The 17,510-nt window shown below is 61.8% G+C and carries 15 protein-coding genes and 1 tRNA gene; 12 read left to right on the top strand and 4 right to left on the bottom strand.

What is annotated here, in order from left to right:
- Positions 1–40: 40 nt before the first annotated feature.
- Positions 41–550, bottom strand: a complete 510-nt coding sequence (locus RlegSU303_RS21785; protein ID WP_131720343.1) for a prolyl-tRNA synthetase associated domain-containing protein — start codon at positions 548–550, stop codon at positions 41–43.
- Positions 551–806: 256 nt separating this feature from the next.
- Here RlegSU303_RS21785 and RlegSU303_RS21790 point away from each other — a divergent pair.
- A tRNA-Gly gene (locus RlegSU303_RS21790) sits at positions 807–881 on the top strand.
- Positions 882–1,051: 170 nt separating this feature from the next.
- Here RlegSU303_RS21790 and RlegSU303_RS21795 read toward each other — a convergent pair.
- Positions 1,052–1,273 (bottom strand): DUF2188 domain-containing protein, encoded by a 222-nt coding sequence (locus RlegSU303_RS21795; RefSeq protein WP_131720342.1) that lies wholly within the window; start codon positions 1,271–1,273, stop codon positions 1,052–1,054.
- 167 nt (positions 1,274–1,440) lie between these two features.
- Between RlegSU303_RS21795 and RlegSU303_RS21800 the strand changes: the two genes are divergently transcribed.
- The 11 genes from RlegSU303_RS21800 (at position 1,441) to RlegSU303_RS21850 (ending at position 14,715) form a co-directional block, all read left to right on the top strand.
- Complete coding sequence (locus tag RlegSU303_RS21800) at positions 1,441–1,797, top strand: helix-turn-helix domain-containing protein (RefSeq protein WP_131720341.1); 357 nt, start codon at positions 1,441–1,443, stop codon at positions 1,795–1,797.
- The gene (locus RlegSU303_RS21805) at positions 1,798–2,361 is read left to right on the top strand and encodes an ImmA/IrrE family metallo-endopeptidase (RefSeq protein ID WP_205928092.1); all 564 of its coding nucleotides are present in this window, start codon (positions 1,798–1,800) and stop codon (positions 2,359–2,361) included. It abuts the gene before it with no gap.
- 405 nt (positions 2,362–2,766) lie between these two features.
- The gene (locus RlegSU303_RS21810; RefSeq protein WP_131720340.1) at positions 2,767–4,209 is read left to right on the top strand and encodes a M81 family metallopeptidase; all 1,443 of its coding nucleotides are present in this window, start codon (positions 2,767–2,769) and stop codon (positions 4,207–4,209) included.
- Between the two features lie 209 nt (positions 4,210–4,418).
- Entirely contained in the window at positions 4,419–5,150 is a 732-nt protein-coding gene (locus tag RlegSU303_RS21815; protein ID WP_131720339.1) for a FadR/GntR family transcriptional regulator, read from the top strand.
- Positions 5,151–5,244: 94 nt separating this feature from the next.
- Positions 5,245–6,753, top strand: a complete 1,509-nt coding sequence (locus RlegSU303_RS21820; protein ID WP_168279257.1) for an ABC transporter substrate-binding protein — start codon at positions 5,245–5,247, stop codon at positions 6,751–6,753.
- A 125-nt stretch (positions 6,754–6,878) separates the two neighbouring features.
- Positions 6,879–7,826, top strand: a complete 948-nt coding sequence (locus tag RlegSU303_RS21825; RefSeq protein ID WP_131720337.1) for an ABC transporter permease — start codon at positions 6,879–6,881, stop codon at positions 7,824–7,826.
- Positions 7,823–8,698: an ABC transporter permease gene (locus tag RlegSU303_RS21830; RefSeq protein ID WP_131720336.1), complete on the top strand. Its 876-nt coding sequence runs from the start codon at positions 7,823–7,825 to the stop codon at positions 8,696–8,698. The genes RlegSU303_RS21825 and RlegSU303_RS21830 overlap by 4 nt, the downstream gene beginning before the upstream one ends.
- Positions 8,699–8,719: 21 nt before the next feature.
- Positions 8,720–10,504, top strand: coding sequence for a gamma-glutamyltransferase family protein (locus tag RlegSU303_RS21835; protein WP_131720335.1), 1,785 nt, complete (start codon positions 8,720–8,722; stop codon positions 10,502–10,504).
- A 2-nt stretch (positions 10,505–10,506) separates the two neighbouring features.
- A complete protein-coding gene (locus RlegSU303_RS21840) occupies positions 10,507–11,262 on the top strand; it encodes a DUF1028 domain-containing protein (protein WP_131720334.1) in 756 nt (251 codons plus the stop codon).
- Positions 11,263–11,287: 25 nt separating this feature from the next.
- Positions 11,288–13,126: an ABC transporter ATP-binding protein gene (locus RlegSU303_RS21845; RefSeq protein ID WP_131628260.1), complete on the top strand. Its 1,839-nt coding sequence runs from the start codon at positions 11,288–11,290 to the stop codon at positions 13,124–13,126.
- Between the two features lie 254 nt (positions 13,127–13,380).
- Positions 13,381–14,715, top strand: a complete 1,335-nt coding sequence (locus RlegSU303_RS21850; RefSeq protein WP_131628259.1) for a glucoamylase family protein — start codon at positions 13,381–13,383, stop codon at positions 14,713–14,715.
- 65 nt (positions 14,716–14,780) lie between these two features.
- Here RlegSU303_RS21850 and RlegSU303_RS21855 read toward each other — a convergent pair whose 3' ends face one another.
- The gene (locus RlegSU303_RS21855) at positions 14,781–15,818 is read right to left on the bottom strand and encodes an ABC transporter ATP-binding protein (RefSeq protein WP_131720333.1); all 1,038 of its coding nucleotides are present in this window, start codon (positions 15,816–15,818) and stop codon (positions 14,781–14,783) included.
- Positions 15,815–17,482: an ABC transporter permease gene (locus tag RlegSU303_RS21860; RefSeq protein WP_131720332.1), complete on the bottom strand. Its 1,668-nt coding sequence runs from the start codon at positions 17,480–17,482 to the stop codon at positions 15,815–15,817. The genes RlegSU303_RS21855 and RlegSU303_RS21860 overlap by 4 nt, the downstream gene beginning before the upstream one ends.
- Between the last annotated feature and the right edge of the window lie 28 nt (positions 17,483–17,510).

Below are 17,510 nucleotides of genomic sequence, written 5' to 3' on the forward strand. Positions count from 1 at the left end.
TCTAAAAGATCGCGACGCGCTTTAGCGCTAAAATCGTATGTCAGGACGTCACTTTCAAGACAAGCGGCTTATGTCCGGTCGCCTCCATGAAACGGATGAGATCGCTGCTCGCAATCGAGGTCGTCGCATCATTGGATAGCGGATGGCAGTTGACGATCTCGTGCGCCATCAGCTCGGCATCGAGCACGAAGGTAACATTCTCAGTGGTATCGTTGATCGCGCCGAAGGCCGTGACCGAACCCGGAGCAACGCCGAGATACTCCATCAGCTTCTCCGGTCTGCCGAAGGAAACCCGGCCGGATCCGCCGATGGCATTATGCACCTGCTTGAGGTCGACGGCAGCATTTTCCTCCACGGTCAACAGAAAATACCTGTCCTTCTTGTCTTTGACGAACAGGTTCTTGGTGTGGCCGCCGGGAATTTCCTCACGCAGCGACACCGATTCCGCCACGGTGAAGACCGGCGCATGGTCGACCGTCTTATGGGCGATGCTGAGCCCGTCGAGAAAGGCAAACAATTCTTCTCGTGTCTTCGGGGCATTTTCGGACATGGGGCAATCCATTGGGCAGGAAGGGAAAAAAGCGAGGCGTCCTGATTAAGTCGGTCCACATCGTTTGGCAATCTTTGCGACCGACGCTTTGCCCCGCATTTGCGGCCTTTCCGGCGGGCCGCTGCGAACCCCGGAATTTTTCTTCGCCTCTCCGTCATTTCCCTGTTGCATTTGAAAACCCGTTAGGCCATATAGCGCCGGTCGCCGCGAGGCGGCGCCCACGGTCCAACAACTACCCCGGACCGATGCGGATTGAGCGGGTGTAGCTCAGGGGTAGAGCACAACCTTGCCAAGGTTGGGGTCGAGGGTTCGAATCCCTTCGCCCGCTCCAGTTTCCTCTAAGATGTTCATAAGCCTCCCAGAACCGGGCTTTCCACCATTTCTTTGTGGCTGCCTCTGCCTAGGCTTCCTATCGCGATAGGGGACCACGCGCCATGGAAGCCGCAGAAGTGTTGTCAACAAAAGGGGCCGCATTGGCGGCCCCGGGCTTCAGTGAGACAATTATCCCTTGGGAGGATAGGGATCATTGCCGTATGACCACGCTTCACGGAACTGACCGTTGCGACCCTGGATACGCAATTCTGCACTTTGATTTTGCGCAATTTCGCGACCTCGCGAAATTGCTTCTGCCTGCGTCTCGAACGAGCCGGTAAGGCGCTCATTGCCCTCACCACGCACGCCCCATCCCTTTCCATTCCTAACAACGTACTGATTTTTACCCATGTCTTACGTCCTTTTGGTTTAACGTGTCGCAATCACTTGACAGCAAGCGGTTGTCGTGATTCCAACTGTTTCAGGAGTAAGGCAGTTTCAGCAGTGATGCGACTTGTCTTACATGTGAGACACTATGGTTTATTAACTATGGAGTCAACTGGCTCTCGGAGAATGATATGTCACTCCCGATCACCGAACTGGGTCGGTTGATTACTCGCAAACGTGGAAATCTCGGCATCCGCGCGGCTGCCGCTCATGCAGAGGTGAGCCCTGCAACTCTATCACGTGTGGAAAACGGCCATTTGCCGGACTTGGCGACCTTTGCGAAGATTTGTCGTTGGCTTGATGTTGATCCAGCGCAGTTTCTCGGAATCGAGAAAGAGCCCAAAGGCGATGAGACTGTCGAGCGGGCGGTAGTTCACTTTCGAAAGAAGCCGACTGTTACTGTCGAGACTGCGAATTCGCTGGGTGCGCTGATCTTGGCAGCGCAACGCGCGAGGAAAGCGCGTTCGGACCTTATTGGTGGAAATTGAATGCGTCGCGGTTTCAAGGCTGAGGCAGAGCGACGAGCTCTTTCCGCGCGCACATCCCTTGGGATTGACGCGTTGGCTCGTCTCGATCCTTGGGCCTACGCCGAAAGCCTTAACGTGATGGTCCTTGAGGCGGCGGACTTGGATTTAGAGCCAGAGCACGCTGAACAACTGCTTCGACGCGATCCGAACAGCTGGTCGGGGATGACCTTGTTTGAAGACGGCGAACACGTCGTGGTGCTGAACACCTCCGACAGCCAGGCTAGGAAGTGCGCAACACTGATGCATGAACTAGCTCACATCCTGCTTGATCATACTCCGGCTGATGTCGACGTTTCGCCCAGCGGCCTCGTGTTGCTGTCCGACTATTCATCGGAGCAGGAGGACGAGGCCGATTGGCTCGGTGCTGCGCTACTCTTGCCTGAGACTGCGCTGCTCCACCATCGAGGCAGCGGACGTACCATTTCAGAAATCGCTGCCCTGTTTGAAGTAAGTGTGGACCTCTGCACATGGAGGTGCCGCATGACAGGAGTTGAGAAACGATTGGCCTTTCGCAAAAGAGCCTAGCAAGTAGCGCCTTGTCCACTGCATGAGCACTGCCGGATTTGGCCTGCGTCCATGGCCGTTGCAGCAAACTTGCTAATCCACGGATCCAGCAAATCGCGCGGGCCATCATCCAGAATATTGAATCCGAGCACGCTGCCCATAGTGGCGAGGCCGAGGAAGGAGAGGCTGGCGGCGGACCTAGATCCGGTTTGTGATTTATTTTGGTTGATTGGTTCGTTTGTAAACTTATTGTCGAGGCAAAAAGGACGCGTCTTCGGATCGGATCCCGAATGTTCAGTTTATCGCAGCACGAACTCTTTCGAGCGACACCGATCCGCACCCGGCGCATCGATACCGGCGCTGGAGCCGAGTTGCCAGCATCGCCCATAACTTCCTGATTGCTCCCAACATCAACTGAGGTTTCCCATGCGCATCGCCGTCGGTGGCATTCATATCGAGTGCAGCACATACAATCCCGTCCTGAACGAGGAGAAGGACTTTCGCGTCGTGCGCGGCGAGGCGCTACTGGACGCGCCGTATTTCGCCTTCCTCAAGGATTACGATGCCGAATTCCTGCCGACGATCCATGCGCGCGCCATTGCCGGCGGCCCGGTTTCGCGCGCCACCTACGAGGCCTTCAAGGGTGAATTCCTCGAGCGGTTGAAGCCGATGCTGCCGCTCGACGGTCTCTATCTCGCCATGCATGGCGCCATGTATGTCGAAGGCATGGAGGATGCCGAAGGCGACTGGATCAGTGCGGCCCGTGCGCTGGTCGGCAAGGATTGCACGGTTTCGGCAAGCTATGACCTGCACGGCAACGTCACCCAACGCATCATCGATGCGCTCGATATCTATTCCACCTACCGCACCGCGCCGCATATCGATGTCGAGGAGACGATGCGCCGCTCCGTCTCCATGCTGGTAAAGAGCCTGAAAACCGGCGAGCGGCCGAGCCTCCTCTGGACGCCGATCCCCGTCGTACTGCCCGGCGAGCGCACCAGCACCGTCGATGAGCCGGCAAAGAGCCTCTATGAGATGCTGCCTGGGATCGATGCGATCGATGGCGTCTGGGACGCATCGCTGATGGTCGGTTATGTCTGGGCCGATGAACCGCGCGCCACCGCCGCCGCCATCATGACCGGCACCGACCGCACTGTGCTGGAGCGCGAAGCGAAACGCCTCGCGAGGGCTTATTGGGATGTGCGCGAAGACTTTGTTTTCGGCTGCGAGACCGGCTCGGTCGAAGAATGCGTCGAAAAGGCGATCGCAAGCCCGACCGCCCCTGTTGTGCTTGCCGAATCCGGCGACAACCCGACCGGCGGCGGGGTCGGGGACCGGGCCGATGTTTTGGCAGAGCTGATCGCCAGGGGCGCCACCGGCGTCGTCTTCGCCGGCATCGCGGACAAGGCGGCAACCGAGGCCTGTTATGCCGCAGGCATCGGCGCCGAGCTGGAACTCAGCGTCGGCGCCTCACTCGATACCAAAGGCAGCAAGCCGGTTATCGCCCGATTCACCGTCAAATTCCTGCACGAAACCTCTGATCCGAGCGACCGCCAGGCGGTGGTTTCGACCGGCGGCATCGATCTGGTGCTCTCCGCCAAGCGCCGGCCCTATCACAACATCGTCGATTTCACCCGGCTCGGCCTCGACCCGCACCGGGCGAAAATCATCGTCGTCAAATCGGGCTATCTCTCGCCGGAACTGGCGCCGATCGCCAATCCGAACCTGATGGCGCTGTCCACAGGGGTCGTCGATCAGTTCGTTGAGCGCCTGCCGCGGCTGCGCAAGCAGCATCCGACCTACCCGTTCGACAAGGATTTTGTCTTCGAGCCGCAGGTCTTTCTCTCCGCACGCTCGACGCCGGCCTGAGTTTCACCTGAACCAATTGCGTTTTTTGGGATGATCGTGTCGATCGCGCCGCCGCCCTGTCGGCGCGAAAGGCCGTTTCCCATATTGGGGCAACGGGGGAATTGAGCAAAAAACGGGCAGATTTCCATTTGCACAAAAAAGCGCTTGACGGTCGGCGCGATTTGGTTTGCACTGAACCAATAGAAAATTGGTACGGACCATTTAAGCGAATGCCGATGGATGAAGCGCAGGGCAATTCGAATTATGCGCTGGAGAAGCTGAGGGCTCTCCTGCGATCCGACAGTCTCGACGCCGACGGCAAGCTGCCGACCGAGCGCACCCTTTCGGAAATGCTTGGCGTCGGCCGCCGTGCCGTGCGTCGCGCCCTCGAAGTGCTGGAGGCCGAGGGGCGCGTCTGGCGCCGCCAAGGCTCCGGCACCTATGCCGGCCCGCGCCCCGACGGCTGGAGCGATCATGTCGGCTCGATCGTTGCCGGCACCGATCTCATGGAAGTCATGGAAGTGCGCCTGCGCATCGAGCCGCAACTCGCCCAGCTTGCCGCCATGCGCGCCAAGACCGCCGATATCGAGCGTATGTACGATCTGGTGAAGAAGATCTACGAAAGCACCGATGCCGACGGGCGCGAGCTCTGGGACGGGGCCCTGCACCGCCAGATCGCCCAATGCGCCGGCAACGGTTTCTTCCTCACCATCTTCGACGTCATCAACCGGGTGCGCCAGGACGAGGCCTGGCAGACGATCCGCGAGCGTGCCCGCAGCGCCAGCCGGACGCGGCCCGTCACCTTTAACCAGCACACGGCAATCGTCGATGCGATCGCCGCTCGTGATCCTGCCAGGGCGGGCGAAGCGATGCGCCAGCATCTTCTGACGCTGCAGGAAAGCCTCGTCCGCATCACCTCGCTCGATCACAGCGAAACGGAGGCCGACAAGACCCTCGCCTGAACAGGGGGAGGTGAGCCGGGAGAAAAAATACAGGGGGGCCATAACCGCCGGAATGGAAGCAAAAACCAAACAAAAATAGACAGAGGAGAATGGAATGAAGATCGCCAAATTGCTGACCACCGCCGTTGCCGGCGCACTGCTTGCACTTCCTGCCTTCGCCGTCGACCTGAAGATCGGCCTGCAGGACGATGCCGACGTGCTCGATCCCGCGCAGTCGCGCACCTTCGTCGGCCGCATCGTCTATACCGCGATGTGCGACAAGCTGGTTGACGTCTCACCGGACCTGAAGATCGTGCCGCAGCTTGCTACCGAATGGAGCTGGTCGGCCGATGGCAAAGAGCTCACCATGAAGCTCCGCCAGGGCGTCAAGTTCCATGACGAGACCCCCTTCAACGCCGAAGCCGTCGTCGCCACCATCGAGCGCAACATCACCCTGCCGGAATCACGCCGCAAGAGCGAGCTTGCCTCGGTCGCAAAGGTCGAGGCTGCAAGCGAATACCAGGTCAAGTTCACCCTCAAGGCGCCTGACGTCACCCTTCTTGCCCAGCTTTCCGACCGCGCCGGCATGATCGTCTCGCCGAAGGCCGCCAAGGAACTCGGCGACAAATTCGGCGATCACCCGGTCTGCGCCGGTCCGTTCAAGTTCGTCGAACGCGTGCAGCAGGACCGCATCGTGCTTGAAAAGTTCCAGGACTACTGGAACAAGGACAAGATCTTCATCGACAAGCTCACCTATCTGCCGATCCCGGATACGACGGTACGCCTCGCCAATCTGCGGTCCGGCGATCTCGACATGATCGAGCGCCTGGCGGCAACCGACGCTGAAGCCGTGAAGGCGGATTCGAGCCTTGTCTATGCCGACGCCGTCGGCACCGGCTACATGGCGCTCTACACCAATATCGGCAACGGCGCACGTGCCGACAATCCTTTCGGCAAGGACAAGCGCCTGCGCCAGGCCTTCTCGCTGGCGATCGACCGCGATGCCGTCAACCAGATCGTCTATGAGGGCACGGCGGTTGCCGGCAACCAGCCCTTCCCGCCGAGCAGCCCGTGGTTCGACAAGGATATTCCCGTCCCCCCCCGCGATCTCGACAAGGCCAAGGCGCTGATCAAGGAAGCCGGCTTCGACCGTGTGCCGATCGAGCTTCAGATCCCGAACAATCCCGTTGCCATGCAGATGATGCAGATCATCCAGTCGATGGTCGGCGAAGCCGGCTTTGACGTCAGCCTGAAGTCGACGGAATTCGCCACGCTGCTGAGCGAGCAGACGGCCGGCAACTATCAGCTCAGCCGTTCCGACTGGTCCGGCCGCGTCGATCCCGATGGCAATATCCATCAGTTCATCACCTGCAAGGGCGGCATCAACGACACGAAATACTGCAACGCCGAGGTGGACAAGCTGCTGAACGAAGCCCGTGCGTCGACCGACGAGGCCGTGCGCAAGCAGAAGTACGATGCCGCCGCGGTCATCCTCAACGACGATCTGCCGATCATCTATCTCGGCCATCAGTCCTGGATCTGGGCGCTGCACAAGAACATCACCGGCTTCATTCCGTCGCCGGATGGCATGATCCGCCTGGTCGGCGTCAAGAAAGCCGGCTGATCCCTAGAGCATGATGCCGAAAAGTGTGAGCGGTTTTCGGACGACATCATGCTCTTCTTTTTGATCCAGTAAATCATGCGGCGGAAACCCGCCGCCGCATGATCCCAGTCGTGTCAGGATCGCCCATGTACACCTACATCGCCAAACGGCTCTTGGTCGCCATACCGACGCTTTTGATCATTTCGATCTTCGTCTTCTCGCTGCAGAAGCTGCTGCCCGGTGATCCGATCCTCGCCATGGCAGGCGAGGAACGCGACCCGCAGGTTCTCGAATTCCTGCGCGAGAAGTACCGGTTGAACGATCCCGTGCCCTATCAATATGTCCGCTGGCTGGGTGCCGCGCTTCAAGGTGATCTCGGCATCTCGCTGCGCACCAACCAGCCGGTTCTGCAGCTCATCGGCGAAAAGCTGCCGGTCACCATCCAGCTTGCCATCATGTCGATGATCTTCGCCTTTGTCATCGGCGTGCCGATGGGCATCCTGGCGGCCGTCAAGAAAAACACGATGATCGACTATCTCGCCAACATCATCGCGCTGACCGGCCTGTCGATCCCGAATTTCTGGCTCGGCATCATGCTGATCCTGCTGGTTTCGGTCAATCTAGGCTGGCTGCCGGCATCCGGCTACGAACCCTTCTTCAGCAACCCGCTGCGTTCGCTGGAAACCATGCTGATGCCCTCCTTCGTGCTCGGCAACGCGCTGGCCGCGACCCTGATGCGGCATACCCGCTCGGCAATGCTCAGCGTACTCAGCGCCGACTACATCCGCACCGCCCGCGCCAAGGGACTGCCGGAAAGGACTGTCGTGCTCGAACACAGCTTCCGCAACGCGGTGCTGCCGATCGTGACGCTGACGGCGCTGCTCTTTGGCGAACTGCTTGCCGGCGCCGTGCTGACCGAGCAGATCTTCACCATTCCGGGTTTCGGAAAGCTCATCGTCGACGCCGTCTTCAACCGTGACTACGCCGTCGTCCAGGGTGTGGTGATCTGCACGGCGATCGGCTTCATCCTGATGAACCTCTTGGCCGATATTCTCTATGTCCTGCTCAATCCGCGCATGAGGGCCGCCCTATGACCGCGATCGGAGAAACCGGCATTCCCACCGCGATCGACCGCACGCCGAGCCGTGCCTGGCGCAAGCTGAAAGCCAACAAGGGCGCCCTCGTCGGCCTGGCGATCATCGCCTTTTTCGCGATCCTCACCATTGCCGCGCCCCTTCTTCCGATTCCCGATCCGAACGCCACAAGCTGGTCCGCAATCCGCAAGGCCCCGTCCGCCGCCCATTGGCTCGGCACCGATGACATCGGCCGCGACATTCTTTCCCGGATGATCTGGGGGGCGCAGGCCTCGCTGATGGCCGGCGTCTTCTCGGTCGCGATCGCCGTTGTCATCGGCGTGCCCTTCGGCCTTATCTCCGGTTATTTCGGCGGCTGGATCGACATGGTGATCTCCCGCATCACCGAAGCCTTTCTGGCCATGCCTTTCCTCATCACCGCGATTGCGCTTGCAGCCTTTCTCGGCCCGAGCCTGACCAATGCGATGATTGCGATCGGCCTTTCAGCCATGCCCGTCTTCGTGCGGCTGACGCGTGGCCAGGTGCTTTCGGTCAAGACCGAGGAATATGTCGAAGGCGCCCGCTCGATCGGCCTCCGGTCATCGAGCATCATCACCCGCTATATCCTGCCGAACGTCTTTGCGCCGATCCTCGTGCAGGCAACGTTGACGATCGCAACGGCGATCATCGCCGAAGCGAGCCTCTCCTTCCTCGGCCTCGGGCAGCAACCGCCGGCGCCAAGCTGGGGCTCGATGCTGAACGTCGCCAAGAATTTCCTCTCCCAGGCGCCATGGATGGCGATGTGGCCGGGTGCCGCGATCTTCCTCGTCGTCATCGGTTTCAATCTCCTAGGCGACGGCCTGCGCGATGCGCTCGACCCGCGCGAAGCATGATTTCTTGAAAGGACATTTGACATGACCGCTTTCACGACCCGTCCAGAAATCCTCGGCACCTTCGGCGTCGTCACTTCGACGCACTGGATCGCCTCGGCCGTCGGCATGAGCATTCTCGAAAAGGGCGGCAACGCTTTCGACGCGGCTGTGGCGACGGGCTTCGTGCTGCAGATCGTCGAGCCGCATCTTTGCGGTCCGGGCGGCGATATGCCGGCGGTGATCTATTCGAAGAAGAAGAACAAGGTCGAGGTCATCTGCGCGCAAGGCCCCGCCCCCGCCGGTGCGACGATCGAACACTATACGGCGGAAGGCCTGAGCCTGATCCCCGGCGACGGGCTGCTTGCGACCGTGATCCCCGGCTCCTTCGATGGCTGGATGCTGATGCTGCGCGACTATGGCTCGATGAGCGTGCGCGATGTGCTGGAACCGGCGATCTACTACGCCGAGCACGGCCATCCGATGCTGCCGCGCGTCTCCGCCACCATCAAGGGGCTTGCCGCCTTCTTCGAGAAGGAATGGCCGACCTCCTACGAGACGTGGCTGCCGGGCGGCAGCGCCCCCGAAGTGCATGCGAATTTCAGGAATCCGGTGCTTGCCGAAACCTGGAAGCGCGTCATCGCCGAGGCGGAAGTGAAAAGCGGCCGGGAAGCGCAGGTCGAGGCGGCCCGCGACGCCTTCTATCGCGGTTTCGTCGCCGAGAAGATCGACGACTATCTGAAGACCGCCGAGGTGATGGATGCGAGCGGCAACCGCCACAAGGGCGTTTTGACTGCCAACGACATGGCGAACTGGTCGGCAACGATCGAGGAGCCGCTGACCTATGATTATCATGGCTGGACCATCGCCAAGATCGGTCCCTGGGGCCAGGGTCCCGTCTTCCTGCAGACCCTGTCGATCCTCAAAGGCTTCGACCTCGCCGCCATGGACCCCGTCGGCGCCGATTTCGTCCATACCGTCGTCGAGGCGATGAAGCTCGCCTTCGCCGACCGCGAAGTCTATTACGGCGATCCTGATTTTGCGGAGATTCCCGTCGCGCATCTGCTGTCGGAGACCTATGCCGCCGAGCGCCGCAAGCTGGTTGGTGCGGACGCCTCCTTCGATCTTCGCCCCGGTGTCGTGCCCGGCTTCGAAGCGCAGCATGATCTGACGATGAAGATGCTCGGCGCGGATTCGAAGACCGGCGCCGTCTACGAGCCGACCATGGCGCATCTTTCCGAAAAACGCGGCGACACCGTGCATATCGACGTCATCGACCGCGACGGCAACATGGTCTCCGTCACCCCGTCCGGCGGCTGGCTCCAATCCTCGCCGACCGTGCCCGGCCTCGGCTTCTGCCTCAATTCCCGCGCCCAGATGTTCTGGCTGAAAGCAGGCCTGCCGACGTCGCTTGCGCCAGGCAAACGGCCGCGCACGACGCTGACGCCGTCGCTCGGCCTTTATGAGGGTCGCCCGACGCTGGCGTTCGGCACACCGGGCGGCGATCAGCAGGAGCAGTGGCAGCTCTCCTTCTTCCTGCGCTATATCAATCACAAGCTGAACCTGCAGGCGGCGATCGACCAGCCGCTGTTCCACACTTCGCATTTTCCGGGCTCTTTTTATCCGCGCACCCGCGAGCCCGGCAGCCTGATGGCGGAAGCGAATTTCGGCCCTGAAGTCCTCGATGCCCTGCGCCGCAGGGGCCACAAGCTGACGGTCGCCGATCCCTGGACGATCGGCCGGCTGACCGCCGCAAGACGCGATGCCGATGGGCTGTTGCGCGCCGCAGCCACCCCCCGCCTGATGCAGGCCTATGCGATCGGGAGATAGCCATGACCTGGTCCATCGTCGCCCGTGATCCCTTGACCGGTCATCTCGGCATCGCCGTCGCGAGCCGCTTCTTCGCCGTCGGCGCCCTTGTTCCGCATATTCGCGGCGGCATCGGCGCCGTCGGCACGCAGGCCTTCGTCAGCCCGCTTTACGGCGTCGACGGCCTGTCGCTGCTTGCCGCCGGCAGGGCGCCGGAGGAGATCATCGCTGAACTGACCGCGCGTGACGCCGGCCGCGATCAGCGGCAGTTGCACCTCATCGATGCGAAGGGGCGCAACGCCGCCTTCACCGGCGCCGCATGCATCGACTGGGCCGGGCACCTGATCGACGAAAACGTCTCGGTCGCCGGCAACATGCTTGCGGGGCCTGCCGTCATTACTAAGACGCTTGCCGCCTACAACAAGGCAATGGACAAGCCGCTGGCCGAACGCCTGCTCCTGGCGATGCAGGCAGGCGAAAATGCCGGCGGCGATAAGCGCGGCAGGCAGTCCGCCGCCCTCGTCATCCATCGCGACCAGGATTATCCCTGGCTGAGCCTCCGCGCCGACGATCATCCCGATCCGCTCGCCGAACTTGTCCGCCTCCATGCAGTGGCGGGTGAACGCTACCTGCATGTCGCCGAGACGATGGCGACGCGGCAAAATCCGAACGGCATGACCGACAGGCGCGAGATCGATGAAAAGATCGCGGCGCTGGAAGCGGCCCGTATCGCTGAAGGCAGGCCATCCGCCTCCTTTGCCACGCCGTTGAAGATGTGAACCCAGACAAGAATAAGGCAACGACATGAGTGATGTTTCTTCGGCCCCCGCCTCTCCGGTTCTCTCCGTCCGGAACCTGACGACCTCCTTCCTCGTCGATGGCGACTGGAAGCCGGTGGTGCGCGACGTCTCCTTCGACGTCATGCCTGGCGAGACAGTTGCAATCGTCGGCGAAAGCGGCTCGGGCAAAAGCGTCACCTCCCTGTCGATCATGCGATTGCTCGCCAAGGGATCGAGCCGCATCGATGGCGCCATCACCTTGAACGGCAAGGATGTTCTCAGCCTTCCGGAAAAGGAGATGCGCCGGGTGCGCGGCAATGACGCCGCCATGATCTTCCAGGAGCCGATGACGTCCCTCAACCCGATCTTCACCATCGGCCGCCAGATCTCCGAAGCGCTCACCTGCCACGGCGATATCGGCAAGGCCGAGGCGCGGGCCGAGACCGTGCGCTTGCTGGAAAAGGTCCGCATCCCCAACGCCGCGTCGCGCTTCGACGAATATCCGCACCAGTTCTCGGGCGGCATGCGCCAGCGCGTGATGATCGCCATGGCGCTCGCCAGCCGGCCGAAATTGCTGATCGCCGACGAACCGACGACGGCGCTCGACGTGACGATCCAGGGCCAGATCCTCGACCTGATCAAGATGCTGCAGGAAGAAGAGGGCATGTCGGTGCTCTTCATCACCCACGACATGGGCGTCGTCGCCGAAATCGCCGACCGCACCATCGTCATGTATCGCGGCGAGGCGGTGGAAACCGGCACGACCGACGATATCTTCCATCGCGGCAGGCATCCCTATACCCGCGCTTTGCTCTCGGCCGTGCCCCGCCTCGGCTCGATGGCCGACCGGAAATGGCCGCTGCGTTTCCCGGTCGTCGATACCACGACCGGCGAACGCCGCGAGCCGATCGAGGTGGCTGATACCGTCGACCGCCGCCGGACGCCGATCCTCGAAGTCAAGAACCTCGTTACCCGTTTCGATATCCGCGGCGGCCTGCTCGGCCGCAAGACTGGCGCGATCCATGCGGTCGAGGACGTCTCCTTCGATCTCTTCCAGGGCGAGACGTTATCACTCGTCGGCGAATCCGGCTGCGGCAAGTCGACCACCGGCCGCTCGATCACCCGCCTCGTCCAGCCGAACGGCGGCAGTGTCAGCCTCGACGGCTATGACGTGCTGAGCCTTGACGCGGTCAGTCTCAGACGGATGCGCCGCAGCATCCAGATGATCTTTCAGGACCCCTTCGCCAGCCTCAACCCGCGCATGACCGTCGGTGCCGCCGTCGCCGAACCGATTACGGAGCACGGCCTCGGCACTGGCGCCCAGGCCCGTGAAAAGGCGGCCGATCTTCTCGAACGCGTCGGACTGAAACCCGACATGATGAAACGCTATCCGCACGAATTCTCCGGCGGCCAGCGCCAGCGCATCTGCATTGCCCGCGCGCTCGCACTCGATCCGAAGGTGATCGTCGCCGACGAAAGCGTTTCGGCCCTCGATGTGTCGATCAAGGCGCAGGTCTGCAATCTGCTGATGGACCTGCAGCAAAGCCTCAACCTCGCTTTCCTGTTCATTTCCCACGACATGGCGGTGGTCGAGCGGGTCAGCCATCGGGTCGCGGTGATGTATCTCGGCGAAATCGTCGAGATCGGCCCGCGCGCGGAACTGTTCAGCAACCCGCAGCACGCCTACACGAAGAAGCTGATGGCAGCCGTGCCGGTTCCCGACCCCTCGCGGCGCGGCATCAAGCGCAATCTCGGAACCGACGAGCTCAAAAGCCCCGTTCGCCCGGTTGGCTACGTCGCGCCGCCGCGCCGATATCGGGAAGTGACGGCAGGTCATCTGGTGCGGCTCGATGAAGCCGCCTGAACGTGAAAATCTACTCTCCAAAACATCAGGAAAACAAGTATTGCGGGAAAATAACCCGTGCCGGTGGCGCGCGGGCTGTCTTTTTTGCTGCACCGCTTATATGACTTCTGCTAGATATTATTTTACCGATAATTATTAACGACCGATTCCACCCTTTTGTGTTCTCTTATCCTTGCGAATCAAAAAGGTTTGATTTGCCCGGGGACGGCCCCCATGTTGAAGCATGGGGCGATGCAACAGTTGGGTAGGAGCCTATGCTGCAACGGATTGAAGACATTGATGCAGCGCTCGTCGACAGGCTGCAGCATTCGGCGTTCAACTACTTCCTGAAATATACCAATCCCGAAAACGGCCTTGTGGCGGATACCTCGATCGGCGGGGTTCCGTGCAGCATCGCAGCCGTCGGCTTTGCGCTTTCCTCCTATCCTGTTGGTGTCGAGCGTTTATGGATCAGCCGCGAGGAAGCGGCCGAACGCACGGTCAATACGCTGCGGTTCTTCGCCGAGGCGCGTCAGGGCGAGGAACGCCACGCGACCGGCCACCGCGGCTTCTTCTACCACTTCCTGCACATGGATACCGGCCATCGCGCCTGGAACAGCGAGCTTTCGACCATCGACACGGCGCTGCTTGTCGCCGGCATCCTGACGGCTGCGCAATATTTCAATCGCGAAGACGACGAGACGGAAACCGAAATCCGTCAACTCGCGACCTTCATCTACGAGCGCGTCGACTGGCGCTGGGCGCTGAACAAGGGCGACACCATTTCCATGGGTTGGAAGCCCTCATCCGGCTTCCTGCGCTGGCGCTATCACGGCTTCGACGAGGCGATCATCCTCTATACGCTGGCGCTCGCTTCGCCGACGCACCCCATCCCGCAATCGAGCTACGACGCCTTTACGTCAAGCTATTCCTGGATGCTGCATGGCGAGCAGTCCTATCTCTATGCCGGGCCGCTCTTCATCCATCTTTTCTCGCATGCCTGGATCGACTTCCGCACCATTCAGGACAAGCCGATGGCAGAGCGGAACTGGGACTATTTCCGCAACACGCAGGTGATGATCAACGTCCAGCGTGACTATGCCGAGCGCAATCCCGGTCAGTTCGTCGGCTACAACAGGAATATCTGGGGCTTCTCCGCCTGTGACGGCCCGCCCCCGACACGGCGCATGCGCGGCGGCCGCCAGCCGAAGGTTCTGGGTTACGCCGCTCGCGGTGCCCCGCTCGGCCCGGATGACGGCACGATCGCACCCTGGGCAGCCCTTGCCTGCCTGCCCTACGACAAGCAGGCGGCTCTCGACGGCACCAAGGCGCTTCTGACCACCTATCCGAACCTGCTGTTGGAAGGCGGTTTTCCCGGCGGCTTCAATCCGACGGTCAAAACCAAGCGGCCGGAAGGCTGGGTCGACGACCGCACCGTCGGCATCGACCAGGGCCTTGTCGTCATGACCATCGAGAACGACCGTTCGGATTTCATCTGGAAACTGATGCGGCAATCGCCGGTCATCCGCCTCGGGCTCGAGCGCGCCGGCTTTACTGGCGGCTGGCTCGAAGGCATCGAGCCGGAAGAAGTGGTGCGCAAGTTCGGCTAGCGCATAAGTCCGGAAATCGAAAGTGATAGAGCCCGCGCGTCCAATAGGAGGTGCGGGCTCTTAGTTTAGTTCTCGAAGACATGAGCCTTGCCGGCGATGTCGAGGCGAACGAGATCGCCTCGCGCCGGAAGCGCAACGCTCGAAGTCTTGATCAGGATCGGCGGCAGCGCCACGCCGTCGAGCGAGACGGCGACGGTGCAGACCGCGCCGCCGAATTCCACCTCGACGACACGCCCGCCATAGTCGCGATCGCTTTCATCAGCAACGACGCGAATCTGCTCGGGCCGCAGCATGATTTCCGCCTTGCCCTGACGACTGCCTTCGACCGCGACACGGCCGAGGGCGCAGTCTGCGAGGCCGTTTCGGATGATGGCGGGAAGCAGCACGGCATCGCCGAGAAACAGTGCCGTCTCGCGATCGCGCGGATGCAGATACAATGACTGCGGCGACCCGGCCTGGATCAGCCGTCCTTCTCTCAGAACCGCCACCTGATCGGCAAAGGTCAGCGCCTCTTCCTGGTCATGGGTGACGAGGATGGTGGTGATGCCGGCCGCCTGCAGCACGCGCGCAACCGCCTTGCGCATATTTTCCCGCAGACCGGTATCGAGTGCCGAGAAAGGTTCGTCGAGCAGCATCAGCCGCGGCTTGCGGCCGAGCGCGCGGGCAAGCGCCACGCGCTGCTGCTGGCCGCCGGAAAGCTGATGCGGGCGCCGCGTCAGCATTCCGCGGTCGAGTTCGACCATGTCGAGCAGCTCAAGCACGCGCTTCTCGCGATCCGCAGCCCCTCGTTCGAAGCCGAAGCCGATATTCTCGGCAACGCTTAAGTGCGGAAACAGCGCGCCATCCTGCGAGACGATGCCGATGCCGCGCTTGTGTGCCGGTACTGTCGCCGGACCGTCCGCGAGCAGGTCGCCATCCAGCGTCACCCTGCCGACATCGGGTTGCTCGAAGCCGGCAATAATGCGCAGCAGCGTCGTCTTACCCGAACCGGACGGGCCGACGACGGCCGTGCGGCTGCCCGCCGAGACCTCGAGCGAAATATCCTTCAGCGCCTGGACGGGGCCATAACGCTTGCTGATGTTCTCGATCGTAAGCAGCGTCATTGGCCGGCGGTCCGTTTCGATTGGGTATAGAGCATCAGGGTGAGCGGCAGCGACAGCACGACCATCATGAAGGCGTAGGGCGCGGCCGAGACATAATCGATCTCGCTGGTCAGCGACCAGAATTTCGTCGCCAGCGTATCGACGCCATTGGGCGACAGCATCAGTGTCGCCGTGAGTTCATTGGTGATGCCGAGCGCGGCCAGTGCGACGCTCGCGGCCGCTCCGGGTGCTGCAAGCCGCATGGTGATCTGCCGCACCGCCTGGCCCGGGGTGCGGCCGAGACCCATCGCGGCGCGCTCCAGTTCCACCGGGGCCTGGGCGATGCTGGCTCGCAGTCCGACCATGGCGCGCGGCAGGAAAAGCATCACATAGGCAACGAGCAGCGTTGCGAAGGTCTGATAGAGCGGCAGCACCAGACGCACGGTAATCGTCACCAGCGCCAGCGCCACGACGACGCCCGGCAGCGAGCCGACATAATAATGGCAGGCTTCGAGCACGCGCTGGAAGCGGCCGGGCGCACGCACGGAAAGCCAGGCCATCGGTGCCGCGGCAATCGTCGCCAGCACGCCGCCGACAACGGCAAGCACGATCGTCTGCAGGAAGGCGCTGCCGACTTCGATGCGCCAGATAGCGATGCCGCCGAGATAGAGCCAGCGGCCAAGCGTCACCAGCGGCACGCCGAGCGTCAGCACCGCCAGGATGACGGGCAGCAACACGGCCGGCACCACGAACCAACCCAGCCGACGGCGATCCGCCGGACGTGGCGACCCGGAGCCGACGCGGGCATAACGTTCATTGCCGCGCACCAACACCTCGAAGCCGAGCAAAAAAAGACAGCAGGCGACGAGCACGCCGCCGAGCATGTTGGAGGCCGGGCTGTTGTAGGAAGACTGGAACTGATCGACGATCGCCGTCGCGAACGTGTCGAACCGGATCATGACGAACAGGCCGTATTCCGAAAGCAGATGCAGGGCGATCAGCAGCGAGCCGCCGCAGATGGCAAGCCTCAGTTGCGGCAGCACGGCGCGGAAGAAGACCCGCCAAGGATTAAGACCCAGCGAGGCCGCGGCATCCTCGATGGCCGGATCGAGACGGCGCAATGCTGCGACGACCGGCAGGTAAAGGAACGGATAGTAGGCGATGACCGAGACGAAGACGCCGCTCTGCAGGCCGCGCATGCCGGGAACGAGGCTGACCCAGGCATAGCTGTGCACGAAAGCAGGCACAGCGAGCGGGGCGATCGCAAGCCAGGCCCAGAGCCGCGCGAAAGGAATGTCCGTCCGTTCCGTCAGCCAGGCAAGCGTCACGGCAAGCGCGATCGACAGCGGGATGGTGATCGATTCCAGGAGAACCGTATTGACGAGAAGCTCGCCGACGCGTGGCCGGAAGACCAGGGCCTTCACCGTTTCCCAGCCGACATCGTAGGTGACCCAGCCGATGAAGCCGAGCGGCACGAGACTGAAGATCGCGACGATGGTTGCAAGCAGGATCACGGAAGCGTGCGGCATGCGTCCGCACGGCAAGGCCATTCGCGCGGCCCTCGGCGCGACCGGTGCCTCGTTGCCGGATCCGAGCAGTCTGTTGTCCTGCAGCAAGGCCGATGCCTTTACACGCTGAAAAAGGAAGGCAACCGCCTTTGAAGGTCGGTTGCCGGATATCGTCATGCCCTAAGGTTTTCTTGAGCCAAAAGCA

The organism is Rhizobium sp. SU303 (genome assembly GCF_021052345.1).
Taxonomy (GTDB): Bacteria; Pseudomonadota; Alphaproteobacteria; order Rhizobiales; family Rhizobiaceae; genus Rhizobium; species Rhizobium laguerreae.

Excerpts from the sequence above, each read along its gene's own strand:
- RlegSU303_RS21785 (WP_131720343.1), bottom strand. The coding sequence starts at position 550 with ATGTCCGAAAATGCCCCGAAGACACGAGAAGAATTGTTTGCCTTTCTC.
- RlegSU303_RS21795 (WP_131720342.1), bottom strand. The coding sequence starts at position 1,273 with ATGGGTAAAAATCAGTACGTTGTTAGGAATGGAAAGGGATGGGGCGTG.
- RlegSU303_RS21800 (WP_131720341.1), top strand. The coding sequence starts at position 1,441 with ATGTCACTCCCGATCACCGAACTGGGTCGGTTGATTACTCGCAAACGT.
- RlegSU303_RS21805 (WP_205928092.1), top strand. The coding sequence starts at position 1,798 with ATGCGTCGCGGTTTCAAGGCTGAGGCAGAGCGACGAGCTCTTTCCGCG.
- RlegSU303_RS21810 (WP_131720340.1), top strand. The coding sequence starts at position 2,767 with ATGCGCATCGCCGTCGGTGGCATTCATATCGAGTGCAGCACATACAAT.
- RlegSU303_RS21815 (WP_131720339.1), top strand. The coding sequence starts at position 4,419 with ATGCCGATGGATGAAGCGCAGGGCAATTCGAATTATGCGCTGGAGAAG.
- RlegSU303_RS21820 (WP_168279257.1), top strand. The coding sequence starts at position 5,245 with ATGAAGATCGCCAAATTGCTGACCACCGCCGTTGCCGGCGCACTGCTT.
- RlegSU303_RS21825 (WP_131720337.1), top strand. The coding sequence starts at position 6,879 with ATGTACACCTACATCGCCAAACGGCTCTTGGTCGCCATACCGACGCTT.
- RlegSU303_RS21830 (WP_131720336.1), top strand. The coding sequence starts at position 7,823 with ATGACCGCGATCGGAGAAACCGGCATTCCCACCGCGATCGACCGCACG.
- RlegSU303_RS21835 (WP_131720335.1), top strand. The coding sequence starts at position 8,720 with ATGACCGCTTTCACGACCCGTCCAGAAATCCTCGGCACCTTCGGCGTC.
- RlegSU303_RS21840 (WP_131720334.1), top strand. The coding sequence starts at position 10,507 with ATGACCTGGTCCATCGTCGCCCGTGATCCCTTGACCGGTCATCTCGGC.
- RlegSU303_RS21845 (WP_131628260.1), top strand. The coding sequence starts at position 11,288 with ATGAGTGATGTTTCTTCGGCCCCCGCCTCTCCGGTTCTCTCCGTCCGG.
- RlegSU303_RS21850 (WP_131628259.1), top strand. The coding sequence starts at position 13,381 with ATGCTGCAACGGATTGAAGACATTGATGCAGCGCTCGTCGACAGGCTG.
- RlegSU303_RS21855 (WP_131720333.1), bottom strand. The coding sequence starts at position 15,818 with ATGACGCTGCTTACGATCGAGAACATCAGCAAGCGTTATGGCCCCGTC.
- RlegSU303_RS21860 (WP_131720332.1), bottom strand. The coding sequence starts at position 17,482 with ATGACGATATCCGGCAACCGACCTTCAAAGGCGGTTGCCTTCCTTTTT.